Genomic DNA, 17,224 nt, shown 5'->3' with positions numbered 1-17,224 from the left:
GCTCCTACAGGTATGTACACATTTGCGCGACATGATTATCAGGACCGTGGCACATGCATGAGCAACCGCTGCAACGCTTTTTCAAATCCCTGCGCGAGCAACCGGTGTTTGCCTGGGAGCGCTTCCAGATGCGCGACGTGCTGGTGATCAATCACCCGCTCTGCCAGGCGGTGTTCAGCCGCCAGGGCGCGCAGTTGCTGCACTTCCAGCCTACGGGCCAGAAGCCATGGCTATGGTGCGCGGCAAAGTGGCCGCAAGTCGGGGCGATTCGTGGCGGCGTGCCGGTGTGCTGGCCGTGGTATGGCCGTCATCCTAGCGAAAACGCCTGGCCATCCCATGGCTGGGCGCGCTTGATCGACTGGAAACTGCTGGACAGCAGCACCGGCGACGACGGCGTGCGCTTGCACTGGCAATTGCAGCTGTGCGATTGGCAGGTGGACTTGCATGCGCACCTGGGGGAAAGCCTGGATCTGCGTCTGAGCACCGAGCACCAGGACGAACTGCCGTGCCAATTGAGCCACGCTTTGCACGCTTATTGGCGTATTGGTCACGTTGGTGAGATAGCGCTGTCTGGGCTAGAGGGGGCGCAAGGTTACGACCAGTTGAGCCGCCAGGCCTGCCAGCAGGAAGGTGAGCTGCGGGTCGATGGCGGCTGCCAGCGAGTGTTCCAGCATGAAGGCGAATTGCAGCTCAAGGACCACGCTTGGCACCGCGAGTTGCGCATTGATACGGGTGACAGTGCAGACACGGTGGTTTGGCATCCGGGCAGCCGGCCGTTGCTGGGGGTGAGCTTTAACGAGGCGTCGGGCTTTGTGTGTGTCGAGTCGGCCATGGCCGGGGCGTGTCTGGCGCCGGGGGAGCGGGCGCATTTGAGTTTGCAGGCCCGGGCTGGGGTTTAGCGGTGTTGCTGACGGCGTCTTTGCGGGCAATCCCGCTCCCACATTCGAATGTGTTCACAAATCAAAAATGTGGGAGCGGGCTTGCCCGCGATAGGGCCGGCCCTGATTGAGGAGGTTCCAGCTTTAGTTGAACTCATCGCCAACCGGATACCGGCTGTCGTTCAAACTCTCTTTGATCTTGCGCAAATGCGGCTGAAAATCCACCCCGCGACGCAAGGTCATGCCCGTCGCCAGTACATCCAACACGGTTAATTGAATGATCCGCGAGGTCATTGGCATATAGATGTCGGTGTCTTCCGGCAGCGGAATATTCAGGCTGACCGTACTGGCCTTGGCCAGTGGTGAATTCTCGGCCGTCACGCCCAGTACCGAGGCGCCGTTCTCCCGAGCAATGCGCGCCACTTCCACCAACTCGCGGGTACGGCCGGTGTAGGAAATGATCACAAACAGCTCGCCGGTATGCGCCACCGAGGCAATCATCCGTTGCATCAGCACGTCCGCATGGGCCGTCACCGACAGGTTGAAACGAAAGAACTTGTGCAGGGCATCCATGGCCACCGGTGCCGAGGCGCCGAGGCCGAAGAAGTGGATCTGCCGCGCCTGGATCAGCAGGTCCACGGCCTTGCTGATCAGGTTGGGGTCCAGGGCCTGGCAGGCGCTGTCCAGCGAGGCAATGGCGCTGCCAAAAATCTTCTGTGTGTAGGCCTCGGGGTTATCATCGGCCTCCACCGCGCGGCTGACATAGGCGGCGCCACTGGCCAGGCTTTGCGCCAGTTGCAATTTCAGTTCAGGGTAACCGCTGACGCCGAACGAACGGCAGAAACGGTTGACCGTCGGTTCACTGACCGAGGCGGCTTGGGCGAGGGCAGCGATAGAGAAGCGGGTCGCCTGCTGTGGGTTGAGCAGGATGACCTCGGCGACTTTTTTCTCGGCCTTGTTCAATTCTTCGAGGCGGTTCCGGATCTGTTCCAGAAGATTTCGCACGCGGTCCATTCAGTCTTTCCTTCGGGCGACGATGCAAGTAAGGGCCAGTAATAGGTCGACGAGCGGCCCTTGGCGGTGGCCTATCCTACTGAGGGTAGTTGAACACCACCACTCGCAATGCGTATTTTGGGAAAATGTTGTGGTTATTACTACATTTTTCCTTGAGTGATGCCTTGAAAAAAGGTATTTGTAGCTTAACTTGATAAAAGAACAAACATCATGCCTTCGATAACCGTGGAACCCTGCACCTTTGCCCTGTTTGGCGCCTTGGGTGATCTGGCGCTGCGCAAGTTATTTCCTGCCCTCTATCAACTCGATGGCGCCGGGCTCTTGCACGCCGACACCCGCATCCTGGCCCTGGCCCGCGAAGCCGGTTCCGAGCAGCAGCACCTGGACCACATCGAGCACGAACTGCGCAAATACGTCGGCCAAGAGCTGGATGAAGCGGTGGCCGCGCGCTTCCTCGCGCGTCTGGACTATGTGCACGTCGACTTCATGAACGCCGATGACTACGTGGCCCTGGCCGCCAAGGCCGGCACCGAACAACGCCTGATCGCCTACTTCGCCACCCCGGCCGCGGTGTATGGCGCGATTTGCGAGAACCTGTCCAAGGTTGGCCTGGCGGAAAATACCCGCGTCGTCCTGGAAAAACCCATCGGTTCGGACCTGGAATCCTCGCGCAAGGTCAACGACGCCGTGGCGCAGTTTTTCCCGGAAAACCGTACCTACCGCATCGACCATTACCTGGGTAAAGAGACGGTCCAGAACCTGATCGCCCTGCGTTTTGCCAATAGCCTGTTTGAAACCCAGTGGAACCAGCACTACATCTCCCACGTGGAAATCACCGTGGCCGAGCAGGTGGGTATCGAAGGCCGCTGGGGTTACTTCGACAAGGCCGGGCAACTGCGGGACATGATCCAGAACCACCTGCTGCAATTGCTCTGCCTGATCGCCATGGACCCGCCGGCCGACCTGTCTGCCGACAGCATCCGCGATGAGAAGGTCAAGGTGCTCAGGGCCCTGGCGCCGATCAGCCCGGAAGGCCTGACCACCCAGGTCGTGCGCGGCCAGTACATTGCTGGCTACAGCGCCGGAAAACCGGTGCCGGGCTACCTCGAAGAAGAGAACTCCAACACCCAGAGCGACACCGAAACCTTCGTCGCCCTGCGTGCAGATATCCGCAACTGGCGTTGGGCCGGGGTGCCGTTCTACCTGCGCACCGGCAAGCGCATGCCGCAAAAGTTGTCGCAGATCGTCATCCACTTCAAGGAACCGTCCCACTATATCTTCGCCCCCGAGCAGCGCCTGCAGATCAGCAACAAGCTGATCATCCGCCTGCAACCGGACGAAGGTATTTCCTTGCGTGTGATGACCAAGGAGCAGGGCCTGGACAAGGGCATGCAACTGCGCAGCGGGCCACTGCAACTGAACTTTTCCGACACCTACCGTAGCGCGCGGATTCCCGATGCCTACGAGCGGTTGCTATTGGAAGTGATGCGCGGCAATCAGAACCTGTTTGTCCGTAAAGATGAAATCGAAGCCGCGTGGAAGTGGTGTGACCAGTTGATCGCCGGGTGGAAAAAGTCCGGTGATGCACCCAAGCCGTACGCGGCGGGTTCCTGGGGGCCGATGAGCTCCATTGCACTGATCACGCGGGATGGGAGGTCGTGGTATGGCGATATCTGATTTGAAACTGCCCCAGGGCGTAACACCCCACGAGTACCGCACGCCGGTACTGCTGGCCGAAGGCTTGGCCAATGATGTGGCTGAACAACTGCGCGCGGCCATCAGTGCCCGTGGCGCCGCGACCCTGGTGGTGTCCGGTGGCCGCAGCCCGGTGGCGTTTTTCCAGAACCTGGCCAAGCAGGGCCTGGACTGGTCCAAGGTGACGATCACCCTGGCCGACGAGCGCTGGGTACCGGTGGAACATGCCGACAGCAACGCCGGCCTGCTGAAGAAATATCTGCTGCAAGGCCCGGCGGCCAAGGCCAGATTCTTGAGCCTCTACAGTGCCGCGGCGAACCTGGACGGCGCTGCCGAACAGGCCGATCGCCTGCTGGCCGAATTGCCGGCAATCGATGTGCTGGTGCTGGGCATGGGCGATGACGGGCACACCGCATCGTTGTTCCCCAACAGCCCGAACCTGGCCCAAGCGCTGCAGCCCGAGGGCACACGCCGTTGCTGGCCGATGCTGGCGCCGAGCGTGCCCCATCAGCGCCTGACCATGAGTCGTGCCCTGCTGGCCACCGCCAGTTACACCGTGTTGTCGATTGCCGGCGATTCGAAACTCGAAACCCTGAGCGTAGCGCTGGCTGGCGATGATGTTGCCAGCATGCCGATTCGCGCGTTTTTGCAACCTACTCTAGAGATTTACTGGTGCCCATGAGCCAAGGATCAGCCGCTATGAAAAGCCCCCACCCGACCGTGTCCATGGCGGATAAAGTTGCCCTGATCGACAGCCTCTGCGCCAAGGCGCGGATCCTGCCGGTAATCACCATTGCCCGCGAACAGGACATTCTGCCCCTGGCCGATGCCCTGGCGGCGGGTGGCTTGACCGCCCTGGAAGTGACCCTGCGTTCGCAGTTCGGCCTCAAGGCCATTCAGGTCCTGCGTGAGCAGCGTCCGGAACTGGTCACCGGTGCGGGCACGGTGCTCGATCGCAGCATGCTGGCAGCAGCCGAGGCGGCGGGCTCGCAGTTCATCGTCACCCCTGGCATTACCCGCGACCTGCTCGAAGCCAGTGTCGACAGTCCGATCCCATTGTTGCCTGGCATCAGCAATGCCTCCGGCATCATGGAAGGCTATGGCCTGGGTTATCGCCGCTTCAAGCTGTTCCCGGCGGAAGTCAGCGGCGGCGTGGCGGCAATCAAGGCCTTGGGTGGCCCGTTTGGCGAAGTGAAATTCTGCCCGACTGGCGGCGTTGGCCCGGCCAACATCAAAAACTACATGGCGTTGCAAAACGTGATGTGCGTGGGCGGTAGCTGGATGCTTGATCCGCAGTGGATCAAGAACGGCGACTGGGCACGCATCCAGGAAGTCACCGCCGAGGCGCTGGCGCTGCTGGATTGATCTGATTTACCGAATCGTTGTTGCTGTGCTTCACGGCATGTTTGCGGTGCACTTGGTCGGTGCGCCGCTTTTTTTTGCCTACAGAAAACCTTGAAATCACTGCAGTCCAACTGTGGGAGATTCTATGTTGCAGGTAAACCCTGCAACCTTAAGTTCGGCTGGTATTCGCTCTGGTTTTTCATCAGCGCGAATGCCACTCGGCAGAGCTTGCGGGCGAGGATCACCAGGGCTTGGGTCTTTGCCAGTCCCCGGGCTAGGTAGGACTCGTAGTACGGTTTCCAGGTCGCAGATCGGCTAGCGGCCATCGCTGCGTTGTGAGCAAGGCGCCGCAACTCTGAATCGCCCTTTTTACTCAAGTGCCGAGGGCCGGCCTTTTTTCCGGAATCTTTTGGTCTCAGATCCATCCCCAAGAAAGCGATGAATGCATCGCCATTGGCGAACTGACCGCGCATGAAGGCTGTCGCTAGACCAGTAGCCGTAAGATCACCCACTCCCTCAATGGCTTTGCAGCGCTTGATATTTTCGGTGATGCCCGCCTCTTTACTGACCTTGTGCAGCAACTTCTGAATGACCTGCTCAGCTTGTTTGAAGGACTTTAACTGCTGGGCCAACTCGTCTTTCAAAAGCGGTTCGCCTGACCAGCTCAGTGTAAGGCTTACACGCAAGTTGATAAGCTCTGCACGTCGGTGCAGCAAGCTTTTCAATAACTTGTAAGCCTGCGGAGGTGGACTCCAGAGCCGTAGCCGTTTCTGCTCGCTGCTCAGGTAGCGCGCTAATAAACGTGCATCACAAGGGTCGGTTTTCGCCCGCTGGCCAATGCTTTCGCGGTAATGGCTCAACCGATAAGCGTCTACAACGTAAACCCGATGTCCTATTTCATGGGCGAGTTCAGCTGTGTCCAAGTGGTAAGTGCTGGTGGCTTCCAGGGCAATTGAGCTGTTGGCAGGTAATGTGTTGAGCCAGCGACCAAGAGCATCGCGGTCGTTGGCAATGGCTTGAGTGGCGTTGAGGTCTTCGCGGTAGGCAACGATTTCGGCCTTGGCCACATCGATACCCACAACCGTTGGTGAAGTAAGGATTGTCATAACTAATCCTCGGAGCTAGGGTTTAAGGGCTTGTCGGGGTCTATCCCAGCGCTGGCTTGCCTCTATTGTCGGTTTTCCCGATGAATTCCTTATCGGCGCTTAGGGTAGAAAGGGCGGGACGAGAAGTCTCCCACGGTCCGTACTGGCTAGAGTCGGAATCGGGCTTTTAGTCGCCGCCCACCCCTTCAAGTCTAAACATACAAGCGGGCTTGCTCGCGAATGCGCGGTAACAGTCACTGAATGTGTTGAATGACACACCGCATTCGCGAGCAAGCCCGCTCCCACAGTTTTAATCGGCATTCAGCTTGGTAATCGCGTTGACCAGCACGCCGATGTCTGCCGCCGAAGTCACCAACCCCGGCGTCACCCGTATGCAGGTACCAAATGCAGCCCCACTGCGCAGGGTGGTAAACAGGTTGTACTCATCGAGCAATCGATCCGCCATTACCTGCTGATCGCGCCCGCTGAACTTGAACGCGGTAATCGCGCAATACAACCGTGGATCGTCCGCGGTCAGCACCTCGATCCCCGGTAATGGCCGCACCTGGCTCACCCACAGGTCACGCAGGTATTTCACCCGCGCGCCCTTGGCCTGCGCGCCGCCCAAGGCCCGATGTTCTTCAAGCACCAGCGGTAAGGTCATCAGCGCCGGAAAATTCGCTGTGCTGTAAGGCGTACGAGCACGCACGTCGGTGATCGGGTAATGGAACTCGCCCATGTCCGGATCAATCTGTGCCAGGCGCTCTGGGGCTATGTACAAAAAGCCCAGGGTCAGCGGCGCACCGATCCACTTGTGCAGGTTGAAACCGGCGAACGAGATGCCCAGTTGCCCTAGGTCGAAGTCGATCTGGCCCAGCGCATGGGCGCCATCGAGGATGATTTCGACGCCATATTCCCTTGCCGCCAGGGCGATGGCCTCCACCGGCATGACCAGGCCGGTACGGTGGGTGACATAGGTCAGCGCCATCAGCTTCAGGCGCGGGTGGCGGCTGAAGGTATCGCGATAGGTCTGCACCAGGCTGTCGAAACTGGCCGGGTGGGCGTGGGACACTTCGATCACCTCTACACCCCGGTAGCCGGCGAGCCAGCGCATGGCGCCCTTGACCGTGTCGTATTCCAGGTCGCTGATCAGCACCTGGTCGCCCGGTTGCAGGCGGTTGTAGTTGCGGATCAGCGATTGCAGGGCTTCGGTGGCATTGCGGGTGAAGGCAATGGCTTCTGGATCGACATTGACCAATTCGGCCAGTTGCCGGCGGATCTCGGCATTCTCTCCTTGCTCGAAGCGCTGGCGCACGTGCACCGAGTTGCTGCGATTGATAAAGGCCACATGCTCCTGATACTGCGCCAGCACCGCCCGGCTCATACGGCCGAAGTAGCCGTTTTCCAGGTTGATGGGGCCGGGTTCCAGCTCATAGCGCTGGGCAATGGCCTGCCAGTAGGCTTCGTCGCGGGTGTGGGGCATGGTCAGGCTCGATTAGTGGCGAGGGGCAGGTTTGCCGTGTTTGGCGCGCAGCGGTTCGAGCAGTTCGGACAGGCCGTTGTGATCGATTTCCTGCATCAACGCCAGCAGGCCGCCTAACTCGCCGTGGGGGAAACCTTCGCGGGCAAACCAGTTCAGGTAAGGACCGGGCAGGTCGGCAATGATCCGGCCCTTGTACTTGCCGAACGGCATTTGGCTGGTGATCAGCAGTTCGAGTTTTTCGGGGTTCATAGGTGCTTCAGGCAATCAGGAGGATGCCTTGGAAAATACAGGCATTCTGCATGAAGGCCAAATGACAGATCATGCAAATAAAGCGGATACAGATTTATCGCGTATTTATAACTTGTTGAAAACTAAGGTTTATTTCTTAATTCAAGACCTGGCACGAGCGCTGCAACTACCTCAGTACGTTTCTAAACCTGTGAAGGAATTGAAAAATGACTGACATCAACAAAGAATCGATCTCCGTACTCAACGACCTGATCGAAACCAGCAAAGACGGCCAGGAAGGCTTCAAGACCTGCGCAGAAGACATCAAGCACCCAGAACTCAAGGCGCTGTTCACCAAACGTTCAGCTGACTGCGCCTCGGCGGCTACCGAACTGCAGACAGCCGTGCGCGCCTTGGGTGGTGACCCGGAAGATTCCGGCAGCGTTGCCGGCGCCCTGCATCGTGGCTGGGTAGACGTGAAGTCGCTGGTGACAGGCAAGGACGAAGAAGCCGTCCTCAACGAAGCCGAGCGCGGTGAAGACCATGCGTTGAAGGCTTACAAAGAGGCCATCGATAAAATCAACAAGCACAACCTGGTGGGTATTCGTGATCTGGTCGAGCGTCAGTACCACGGCGCACAGCGCAATCACGACCAAGTGAAAGCCCTGCGTAACCAGGCACGCGCCCAGTCCTGAGTCGCCTCGCAGTAACAACTGTGGGAGCTGGCTTGCCTGCGATGGCGGTGTGTCAGTCGACACCTAATTGACTGATCCACCGCCATCGCGGGCAAGCCCGCTCCCACATTTTTTTTGCTGTCACATGACCAGTGATTTTCAGCCGATGCTGATCGCCGGCAACTCGGTCAAGGTCACAACCTGTTGCTTGCGTGGCGCGAGGATCTCCGCCTCGCCATCCACCACCAACTCATCACGCTGGTTGAACACCTGGGTGGCAATCCGCACGCGGAACTTGGGCAGCTTCTCGAGAATTTCCAGACGTACGGTCAGGGTGTCGCCGATTTTCACCGGTTTCTGGAAGCTCATCTGCTGGCCGATATAGATGGTGCCCGGCCCAGGCAACTCACAGGCGACTGCCGCGCTGATCAATGCGCCGCTGAACATGCCGTGGGCGATACGCTCCTTGAACATGGTCGCCTTGGCAAACTCTGCATCCAGGTGCACCGGGTTATGGTCGCCGGACATCGCCGCGAACAGCTGGATGTCGCGCTCTTCCACGGTTTTGCTGTAGGTGGCTTTCTGGCCGACTTCGAGGGCTTCGTAAGGCGTGTTGGTAACCTGGGTCATCTAATCGTGCATCCTGTGGCTAATCGATAGTCTTAATTCGTTGATTTTAAACGAAAATATTTTTCTGTTCATTCGCAGCGTGCCGGCCGGCGATGGTTCACGGCCTGGGCCATCCACGCCAACACATCGGCGGTGACCGCATCGCGGTTGGTTTCATTGAAGAGTTCGTGCCGTGCCTGCGGGTAAATATTCAATTGCAGGTTCTGGCAGCCGGCATCGCGCAGTGCGTTGGCCAGGCTGGTGAGACGCTTGCCTTCACTGACCGGATCACATTCGCCGCCCATCACCAGGATCGGCAGGCCCGGATCAATCTGTTTGAGATTGGACGCTTTGCTGATTTGCTGCAAGCCACCGAGCAAGTCGATCCACAGCTGGTTGGTGCAGCGAAAGCCGCACAGAGGGTCGTTGATGTACTTGTCCACTTCGTCCGGATCGCGGCTCAACCAGTCGAATGCCGTGCGGTTGGGTTTGAAGGCCTTGTTGAACGAGCCAAACGACAGGAACTCGATCAGTGCGCTGCGCCCCCGCAGGCCCTGGCGCAGGCGTTCGGCCCGGGCGATAAGGCGCGCGGCGCGGTACAGGGCCACCGGCTGGAAATTCGAGCCACTGAGAATCGCCCCGTGCAGGCTGGCGCTGTGATGCAGCAGATAGGCCTGGGCGATGTAGCTGCCCATGCTGTGGCCCAGCAGGATAATCGGCACGCCGGGGGCCTGCTGGCCGATGTGTTGGTTAAGGGCAGCCAGGTCACCCACCACCTTGTTCCAGCCATCGCGTTCGGCGTACAGGCCCAGGGTGCCTTCGTCGGCGGTGCGGCCGTGGCCGCGCAGGTCTGGGGCATACACACCGTAGCCGGCGTCACACAGGGCCTGGGCCAGGCGCGCATAACGGCCGCTGTGCTCAGCCATGCCATGGGCCAGCATCACCAGCGCCGTGGGCGGTTCGTCCGGTAGCCACTGGTTGACGTGCAGGCGGCTGCGGTCATTCGCGGTCAGCCAGAAAGTGGTGTGGTTCATGGCGCTTCCTTTGCTCAGGGTCGTTGCAGTGTATAGCTCATCCGTGGGCGGGCGTCTGATCACCCTTGGCCTCAGGGGCAAGATTCATACAATCAATGACACGTTTTTGTGTATTTGCCTGTTTAGCCATAACTGCTAACGTCCCCGAAGCTCCGCTTCCCATAAACAGCCGGAAGCGGTCGGGCACACTCGGGTAAGAGGACAAGAATAATGCAACCTGATTTCTGGAATGACAAACGCGCGGCCGGTGTGCCCAACGAGCTTGACCTGTCGGCGTACAAGTCAGTAATCGAAGTCTTCGAGCGTTCCTGCAAGGCCTTTGCCGACCGTCCGGCATTCAGCAACATGGGGATCACCCTGACCTACGCCGATCTGGAGCGTCAGAGCGCAGCGTTCGCCGGCTACCTGCAACACCACACAGACTTGAAGCCGGGCGACCGTATTGCGGTGCAGATGCCCAACGTCCTGCATTATCCGATTGCCGTCTTCGGCGCCTTGCGCGCCGGGCTGGTGGTGGTCAACACCAACCCGCTGTACACCCCGCGGGAAATGCGTCATCAGTTCAGGGACGCAGGCATTCGTGCCTTGGTCTACCTCAACCTGTTCGGCTCCAGGGTCCAGGAAGTGGCGGCCGACACTGAGATCGAATACCTGATCGAAGCAAAAATGGGCGACTTCATGCCCGCCGCCAAGGGTTGGCTGATCAACACCGTGGTCGACAAGGTGAAGAAGATGGTCCCGGCCTACAGCCTGCCCCGGGCGGTGTCGTTCAAACGCGCCCTGGGCATGGGCGCAGGCTTGGCCGTGACCCGCCATCCGGTGACCCTCGATGACATCGCGGTGCTGCAATACACCGGTGGCACCACCGGCCTGGCCAAGGGCGCGATGCTCACCCACGGCAACCTGGTGGCGAACATGCAGCAGGTGCGGGCGTGCATGTCACAGGTGCGCGAAGACGGGCATCCGCTGGTCAAGGAAGGGCAGGAGGTGATGATCGCGCCGTTGCCGCTCTACCATATCTATGCCTTCACCGCGAACTGCATGTGCATGATGGTCACCGGCAACCACAACGTGCTGATCACCAATCCCCGGGACATTGGCGGCTTTATCAAGGAATTGAAGAAGTGGCGGTTTACCGGACTGCTGGGGCTTAACACCCTGTTTGTCGCGCTGATGGAACACCCGGACTTCAAGACCCTGGACTTCTCCCACCTGAAGATCACCAACTCCGGCGGCACTGCCCTGGTCAAGGCCACGGCCGAGCGCTGGAAGCAGATCACTGGTTGTTCCATCGGCGAAGGCTATGGCCTGACCGAGACGTCGCCGGTGGCCAGTACCAACCCCTACGGAGATCAATCGCGCCTGGGCACCGTGGGTATTCCAGTGCCAGGTACGGCGATGAAAGTCATCGATGACGCCGGCGTGGAGTTGCCGCTGGGCGAGCGGGGCGAGTTGTGCATCAAGGGCCCGCAGGTCATGAAGGGCTATTGGCAGCAACCGGCGGCCACCGCCGAGACCCTGGATGCCGAGGGGTGGCTCAAGACGGGCGATATTGCGGTGATCGACCCGGATGGCTTTGTGCGCATTGTCGATCGCAAGAAGGACCTGATTATTGTCTCGGGCTTCAATGTGTACCCCAACGAGATCGAAGACGTGGTGATGGCCCACCCGAACGTCGCCAACTGCGCGGTGATCGGCGTGCCCGACGAGCGCACCGGCGAGGCAGTGAAGTTGTTCGTGGTGGCGCGGGCCCAGGGCGTCAGCCTTGAAGAGTTGAAGACCTACTGCAAGGCCAACTTCACCGGCTACAAGGTGCCCAAGCACATTGTGTTGCGGGACTCGTTGCCGATGACGCCGGTAGGCAAGATCCTGCGGCGCGAGCTGCGCGACATCGCCTGATCTCAATCTAGGAGGCTTGTGTAGGAGCTGGCTTGCCAGCGAAGATCGTCAACGGTAACGCGGGGCAACTGTTACCCCGCGGCGGCCTTGAGTTCTTCGCTGGCAAGCCAGCTCCTACATTTACGGTGTAAGTCCGCAAAATAGAGCTGTTTCAGGGGTTATAGAATCTTTGCTCTAAAAATGACTACTGGATATTCTTGAGTCATGTTTATGACCGTAGGGCCCTCTTTTGGCTCTAGGCGGCCCTTTGCAAAGCTGCTACTCTCGGCGCGCTTTGTGACCTCTCGGCCTGCTTGAAACAGCCAGAATCACCTAAAAACACACACAAATAATAATCGCATCAAATGCGGTGAATGAATTCGCGTCGCTGAGGAGTGGGCTTCCATGATCGAAGACTTTTGGAAGGATAAGTACCCCGCCGGGATTGCTGCAGACATCAATCCAGACGAGTATCAAAATATTCAGGCGGTACTGAAACAGTCCTGCCAACGCTTCGCCGACAAACCGGCTTTCAGCAACCTGGGCAAGACCATCACCTACGGTGAGTTGTACGAACTGTCCGGTGCCTTTGCCGCGTACCTGCAACAGCATACCGACTTGCAGCCCGGTGATCGAATCGCCGTGCAATTGCCCAACCTCCTGCAATACCCGGTCGCCGTGTTCGGCGCCATCCGTGCCGGCCTGATTGTGGTCAATACCAACCCGCTGTACACCGCGCGGGAAATGGAACACCAGTTCAACGACTCCGGGGCCAAAGCCCTTATCTGCCTGGCCAACATGGCCCACCTGGCGGAAAAAGTCGTACCCAAGACTGGCGTCAAGCATGTGATCGTCACCGAAGTGGCTGACCTGTTGCCGCCGCTCAAGCGGCTGCTGATCAACAGTGTCATCAAGTACGTGAAAAAAATGGTCCCGGCGTATCACTTGCCTCAGGCGATCAAGTTCAACGATGTCCTGGCCAAGGGCCATGGCCAGCCGGTCAACGAAGTCAGTCCCGCCAGCGAAGACGTGGCCGTGCTGCAATACACCGGCGGCACCACCGGCGTAGCCAAGGGCGCGATGCTCACCCATCGCAACCTGGTAGCCAACATGCTGCAGTGCAAGGCGCTGATGGGCTCCAACCTCCATGAAGGTTGCGAGATCCTGATCACACCTCTGCCGCTTTACCATATCTATGCCTTCACCTTTCATTGCATGGCGATGATGCTGATCGGTAACCACAACATCCTGATCAGCAACCCGCGCGACTTGCCGGCGATGGTCAAGGAGTTGTCGAGGTGGAAGTTCAGCGGCTTTGTCGGCCTGAACACCCTGTTCGTTGCGCTGTGCAACAACGAAGGCTTTCGCAAGCTGGACTTCTCGGCGCTCAAGGTCACCCTGTCGGGCGGTATGGCCCTGCAACTGGCGGCGGCCGAGCGTTGGAAAGCCGTGACCGGCTGCAGCATCTGTGAAGGTTACGGCATGACCGAAACCAGCCCGGTGGCCACGGTCAACCCGATCCAGAATATCCAGATCGGCACCATCGGCATTCCGGTGCCTTCGACCCTGTGCAAAGTCATCTCGGATGAGGGCGTCGAGTTGCCCCTGGGGGAAATCGGCGAACTGTGCGTCAAGGGCCCGCAAGTGATGAAAGGCTACTGGCAGCGGGAGGACGCCACCGCCGAAGTCCTCGACAGCGAAGGCTGGTTGAAGACCGGTGATATCGCGATCATCCAGCCAGATGGCTACATGCGTATCGTTGATCGCAAGAAGGACATGATTCTGGTCTCCGGTTTCAACGTCTACCCCAACGAACTGGAAGACGTGCTGGCAAGCCTGCCTGGCGTGCTGCAGTGCGCGGCCATTGGTGTGCCGGACGAGAAGTCGGGCGAGCACATCAAGTTGTTCATCGTGGTCAAGCCGGGCGCGACGCTGACCAAGGAGCAGGTGATGGAGCATATGCGCGCCAACGTCACCGGCTACAAAGTGCCGAAGGCTGTTGAATTCCGCGAGGCGCTGCCGACCACCAACGTGGGCAAGATCCTGCGCCGTGAATTGCGTGATGAAGAGCTGAAGAAACTGGGCCTGAAGAAGTAAACAAAAAGCCCCGCGAATGCGGGGCTTTTTATTGGGCGCTTGGAATGCAATCCAAATGTGGGAGCAGGCAAGCCAGCTCCCATATTTTTGAGCGCGTGCCTACAGGGCGAACTGCGCGAAGCTAACGCCAGCGCCCGTCGGGCGTACATCCTTGAGGAACGAATCCTTATCCGCGCTCAGCTCCAGGGTAATCTCCGGCTTGCGCTTGCCCGCATTGCGCACCACCAACCCTTCAAGCTTTTCACGCAGGAACGCGGTCGGCACTTTCAGGTGCAACAACTGGTCGGTCTCGGCGTTGTGCATCAACAAGTGAATCCACTCGTACTGGCCGATGGCAATGCGGGCCACTGGCAGGTCGAACCACCAAATGTTGCGCTTGCGGTCCAGGTCGGTGAAGTGGCAGTTGTTGACGCCGAGCACGGCACCGCCCAGTTCCAGGTTTCTGCGGGCGATGGCCTGTGTTTTATTGAGTTTCATAACCTTCCTACGGGATCTGTTATTCAGCGATTTAGCCTGAATCTGCCGGGCATTCTCGGGGGTTGGCGGCAAAACATAAAGCCAAACCTGTATAGGGTGATGAAATGCCTCACGCAAATAATTGAAACTCTGCTCAGAGGCCCAGGGTCAATCCTTAGGTAATGACCAAAACCCTTGATTGTTCTTACGGAGAAATACCATGGGCAGCACAGCGGATAAGGCAAAAGGTTTAGTGAACGAAGCCATCGGCAATATCAAGCAAGGTGTCGGCAAAGCCACTGACAACCCCAAGCTTGAGGTCGAAGGCAAGATTCAAGAGAAGAAGGGCGAAGCCCAGCAAGCGGTCGGCAAGGTCAAGGATGCGGTAAAGAATACGGTCGACAAGGCCTGATTCCGCCGTGTGCAACACGCAATATAACGGCCATCCACGGATGGCCGTTTTTATGTCACGCCCAATGTTTAAAGTTTCGAAATTGTTTCAAGGTCGCCAAATAGGCTACCTTGATGTAGAAAACGGCCCCTGAGTCGCCCACGAACTCAACCTTTTTGCGGCGAAAGGAGACGCTATGATTTTTCCGGTATTAAAAGATCTGCCGCTGCACCGCGTATTGATGCGCACCGTCACAGAGTTCATTGATGACGAGATGCCCACTTATGCCTCGGCACTGGCCTACCAGATGCTGTTTTCGCTGTTCCCCTTCCTGCTGTTCCTGATTGCCCTGATCGGTTTCCTGCACCTGCCGGATTTCTTCAGTTGGCTGCGCCTGCAATCGGAACTGGTGCTGCCGCCCCAGGCTCTGGAGCAAGTCAACCCGGTGATCGACCAATTGCAGCAATCCAAGGGTGGGCTGTTGTCGGTGGGTATCGTCATCGCGCTGTGGACCGCCTCGGCGGGCGTGCGCCTGATGATGAGCGCGATGAATGCCGCCTACGACGTGGTGGAAGGCCGGCCGATCTGGAAGCGTTTCCCGTTGTCGATTCTCTACACCGTGGGCATCGCCGGCATGTTGCTGGCCGCCGCCGCGCTGATGGTCCTGGGGCCGCAAGTGATGGAGTGGCTGGCCGGGCAGATCGGCATGCAGGAGTTTGTCGTTACCTTGTGGACCATCCTGCGTTGGCCTTTGATTGTGATCCTGCTGATGTTCGCCGTGGCCTTGATGTACTACGTGATGCCGGATGTGAAGCAGAAATTTCGCTTTATCACGCCAGGCTCGGTGCTGGCGGTGGTGGTCTGGATCGTGGCTTCACTGGGCTTTGGCTACTACGTCAAGACCTTCGCCGACTACAACGCGATGTATGGCAGCATCGGTGCGATCATTGTGCTGCTGTTGTACTTCTACATTTCCGCCGCGGTATTGCTGCTGGGTGCGGAAATGAACGCGGTGATCGAGCACATGTCTGCCGAAGGCAAGGACCCGGGTGAAAAGGACTTTGGCGAACATCACCCCGATCAAAAACAGCATGTCTCGGGCCTTGGCCGGGACCATTCGATTCCCAAACCCACCCTTGATGAAACCTGACCGATGATTCGTGAAATCCTGAAAATGGGCGACGAGCGCCTGCTGCGTATCGCGCCACCGGTGCCACCGGAAATGTTCGACAGCCCCGAACTGTGGCAACTGATCGATGACATGTTCCAGACCATGGAGCACGTGGGTGGCGTCGGTCTGGCCGCGCCGCAGATTGGTGTCGACCTGCAACTGGTGATCTTCGGCTTCGAAAGCAGCGAGCGCTACCCGGATGCCCCGGCGGTGCCCCAGACCATCTTGATCAACCCGCTGATTACACCGCTGAGCCCGGTGTTGGAGGAGGGCTATGAAGGCTGTCTGTCGGTGCCGGGGTTGCGTGGTGCGGTGGATCGCTATCAGCAGATTCGCTACGAGGGGTTTGACCCCAAGGGCGAGCCGATTGTGCGGATTGCCGACGGCTTCCATGCGCGGGTGGTGCAGCACGAATGCGACCACTTGATCGGCCGCCTGTACCCCTCGCGCATCACCGACTTCAGCAAGTTCGGGTTTATCGAGGTGATGTTCCCCGACCTGGATCCCGCCGCCGACGCTTAGACCTGACGGCACACGCCCATGGCGATCATCGGCTTGTTGCGTTTATAGCGCACCAGGCGCTCGGCCAGCGATTGTGGCAACACCGTCTGCTGGCTGAAACCCTGGGCTGCATAAAACCCTTCCAGGTCCGGGTGGCACAGCAGCCATACCGTGCCTTCGACCGGCGCTATCGCTTGTGCGATCAGCCGCGCCGCCAGCCCTTGCCCACGTAATGCCGGATCGACAAACAGCCCGGTCAGCCACTGGCCACCGACCACGGGGCTCAGGCACAGACCGGCCACAATCTCGCTGTTGCGCGCGACCCACAATTGGCCGCCCTTGAGGGCTTTCATCGATGAGTTGTGGCTGCGGTAGAACTTGTTCAGCAGCGGCCACAGGGGGTCTGCCAGTCGATCAATGTGCAACTCGGGCATGGTGGTTTAACAAACGTGATCAAGGACCGGGGATTATAAGTCGGGCAAAGCGCCTTCTGGTGGGCAATAGGTGTTATACCCCTTGTTACTTCCTCTGTTAGTGGAGCATGCATCATGGCCAAAGGTATGGATTCAAAGAAAGCCGCGAAGAAAAAACCGGCAAAGACCGCCGATGAAAAACGCGCGGACAAAAAAGCCAAGAAGACTGAGACCGGTCTGTTCGGTCACTGAGTACTTCACTGTAGGAGCGAG

19 protein-coding genes are annotated in these 17,224 nt (G+C 58.8%); 11 read left to right on the top strand and 8 right to left on the bottom strand.

The window, feature by feature from the left end; all coding sequences use genetic code 11:
- Positions 1-53: 53 nt before the first annotated feature.
- Positions 54-899 carry a D-hexose-6-phosphate mutarotase gene (locus JTY93_RS20035; protein ID WP_205479136.1) on the top strand — a complete coding sequence of 282 codons (846 nt, stop codon included), beginning with the start codon at positions 54-56 and terminating at the stop codon, positions 897-899.
- A 123-nt stretch (positions 900-1,022) separates the two neighbouring features.
- Here the strand turns inward: JTY93_RS20035 and JTY93_RS20030 are convergent, their stop codons facing one another.
- Complete coding sequence (locus tag JTY93_RS20030; RefSeq protein ID WP_169851198.1) at positions 1,023-1,883, bottom strand: MurR/RpiR family transcriptional regulator; 861 nt, start codon at positions 1,881-1,883, stop codon at positions 1,023-1,025.
- Positions 1,884-2,102: 219 nt separating this feature from the next.
- On the opposite strand from JTY93_RS20030, the gene zwf reads away from it, so the two are divergent.
- From zwf to JTY93_RS20015, 3 genes are read left to right on the top strand one after another with little or no spacing between them, the layout of a single operon-like run.
- Entirely contained in the window at positions 2,103-3,569 is a 1,467-nt protein-coding gene (gene zwf / locus JTY93_RS20025; protein WP_205479137.1) for a glucose-6-phosphate dehydrogenase, read from the top strand.
- A complete protein-coding gene (gene pgl / locus JTY93_RS20020; RefSeq protein ID WP_205479149.1) occupies positions 3,556-4,269 on the top strand; it encodes a 6-phosphogluconolactonase in 714 nt (237 codons plus the stop codon). The genes zwf and pgl overlap by 14 nt, the downstream gene beginning before the upstream one ends.
- Positions 4,270-4,286: 17 nt before the next feature.
- Positions 4,287-4,952 carry a bifunctional 4-hydroxy-2-oxoglutarate aldolase/2-dehydro-3-deoxy-phosphogluconate aldolase gene (locus tag JTY93_RS20015; RefSeq protein WP_205479151.1) on the top strand — a complete coding sequence of 222 codons (666 nt, stop codon included), beginning with the start codon at positions 4,287-4,289 and terminating at the stop codon, positions 4,950-4,952.
- A gap of 122 nt (positions 4,953-5,074) precedes the next feature.
- Here the strand turns inward: JTY93_RS20015 and JTY93_RS20010 are convergent, their stop codons facing one another.
- The 3 genes from JTY93_RS20010 to JTY93_RS20000 form a co-directional block, all read right to left on the bottom strand.
- Positions 5,075-6,037, bottom strand: coding sequence for an IS110 family transposase (locus JTY93_RS20010; protein WP_092232475.1), 963 nt, complete (start codon positions 6,035-6,037; stop codon positions 5,075-5,077).
- Between the two features lie 289 nt (positions 6,038-6,326).
- The gene (locus JTY93_RS20005) at positions 6,327-7,499 is read right to left on the bottom strand and encodes an aminotransferase class V-fold PLP-dependent enzyme (RefSeq protein ID WP_205479838.1); all 1,173 of its coding nucleotides are present in this window, start codon (positions 7,497-7,499) and stop codon (positions 6,327-6,329) included.
- Positions 7,500-7,511: 12 nt separating this feature from the next.
- Positions 7,512-7,748 carry a DUF3820 family protein gene (locus tag JTY93_RS20000; protein WP_205479841.1) on the bottom strand — a complete coding sequence of 79 codons (237 nt, stop codon included), beginning with the start codon at positions 7,746-7,748 and terminating at the stop codon, positions 7,512-7,514.
- A 28-nt stretch (positions 7,749-7,776) separates the two neighbouring features.
- On the opposite strand from JTY93_RS20000, the gene JTY93_RS19995 reads away from it, so the two are divergent.
- Both JTY93_RS19995 and JTY93_RS19990 read left to right on the top strand, forming a co-directional pair.
- Positions 7,777-7,962 (top strand): hypothetical protein, encoded by a 186-nt coding sequence (locus JTY93_RS19995; protein WP_205479843.1) that lies wholly within the window; start codon positions 7,777-7,779, stop codon positions 7,960-7,962.
- Positions 7,955-8,422, top strand: a complete 468-nt coding sequence (locus JTY93_RS19990; protein WP_205479846.1) for a ferritin-like domain-containing protein — start codon at positions 7,955-7,957, stop codon at positions 8,420-8,422. The genes JTY93_RS19995 and JTY93_RS19990 overlap by 8 nt, the downstream gene beginning before the upstream one ends.
- A 138-nt stretch (positions 8,423-8,560) precedes the next feature.
- Here JTY93_RS19990 and JTY93_RS19985 read toward each other — a convergent pair whose 3' ends face one another.
- On the bottom strand, positions 8,561-9,031 hold the full coding sequence (locus JTY93_RS19985; RefSeq protein WP_032862565.1) for a MaoC family dehydratase: 471 nt from the start codon (positions 9,029-9,031) through the stop codon (positions 8,561-8,563).
- Between the two features lie 68 nt (positions 9,032-9,099).
- On the bottom strand, positions 9,100-10,044 hold the full coding sequence (locus JTY93_RS19980) for an alpha/beta hydrolase (protein ID WP_169998981.1): 945 nt from the start codon (positions 10,042-10,044) through the stop codon (positions 9,100-9,102).
- 210 nt (positions 10,045-10,254) lie between these two features.
- Between JTY93_RS19980 and fadD2 the strand changes: the two genes are divergently transcribed.
- On the top strand, positions 10,255-11,943 hold the full coding sequence (gene fadD2 / locus JTY93_RS19975; protein ID WP_205479849.1) for a long-chain-fatty-acid--CoA ligase: 1,689 nt from the start codon (positions 10,255-10,257) through the stop codon (positions 11,941-11,943).
- 384 nt (positions 11,944-12,327) lie between these two features.
- Entirely contained in the window at positions 12,328-14,019 is a 1,692-nt protein-coding gene (gene fadD1 / locus JTY93_RS19970) for a long-chain fatty acid--CoA ligase (RefSeq protein ID WP_205479851.1), read from the top strand.
- Positions 14,020-14,118: 99 nt separating this feature from the next.
- Here fadD1 and JTY93_RS19965 read toward each other — a convergent pair whose 3' ends face one another.
- Positions 14,119-14,496 carry a hypothetical protein gene (locus JTY93_RS19965; protein WP_169998990.1) on the bottom strand — a complete coding sequence of 126 codons (378 nt, stop codon included), beginning with the start codon at positions 14,494-14,496 and terminating at the stop codon, positions 14,119-14,121.
- 199 nt (positions 14,497-14,695) lie between these two features.
- Here JTY93_RS19965 and JTY93_RS19960 point away from each other — a divergent pair, with 199 nt between their 5' ends.
- The 3 genes from JTY93_RS19960 (at position 14,696) to def (ending at position 16,559) form a co-directional block, all read left to right on the top strand.
- Positions 14,696-14,887, top strand: a complete 192-nt coding sequence (locus JTY93_RS19960; protein WP_205479853.1) for a CsbD family protein — start codon at positions 14,696-14,698, stop codon at positions 14,885-14,887.
- A gap of 175 nt (positions 14,888-15,062) precedes the next feature.
- Positions 15,063-16,016, top strand: coding sequence for a YihY/virulence factor BrkB family protein (locus tag JTY93_RS19955; RefSeq protein ID WP_169998995.1), 954 nt, complete (start codon positions 15,063-15,065; stop codon positions 16,014-16,016).
- 3 nt (positions 16,017-16,019) lie between these two features.
- A complete protein-coding gene (gene def, locus JTY93_RS19950) occupies positions 16,020-16,559 on the top strand; it encodes a peptide deformylase (protein WP_169998998.1) in 540 nt (179 codons plus the stop codon).
- On the opposite strand, the gene JTY93_RS19945 is transcribed toward def, so the two are convergent.
- On the bottom strand, positions 16,556-16,972 hold the full coding sequence (locus tag JTY93_RS19945; protein WP_205479855.1) for a GNAT family N-acetyltransferase: 417 nt from the start codon (positions 16,970-16,972) through the stop codon (positions 16,556-16,558). The genes def and JTY93_RS19945 overlap by 4 nt on opposite strands.
- Positions 16,973-17,224: the final 252 nt, after the last annotated feature.

The sequence above is a fragment of the Pseudomonas hygromyciniae genome (genome assembly GCF_016925675.1).
GTDB classification, from domain to species: domain Bacteria; phylum Pseudomonadota; class Gammaproteobacteria; order Pseudomonadales; family Pseudomonadaceae; genus Aquipseudomonas; species Aquipseudomonas hygromyciniae.
Note: the sequence above shows the minus strand (reverse complement) of the source record. Positions and strands in the feature narration are given on the sequence as shown.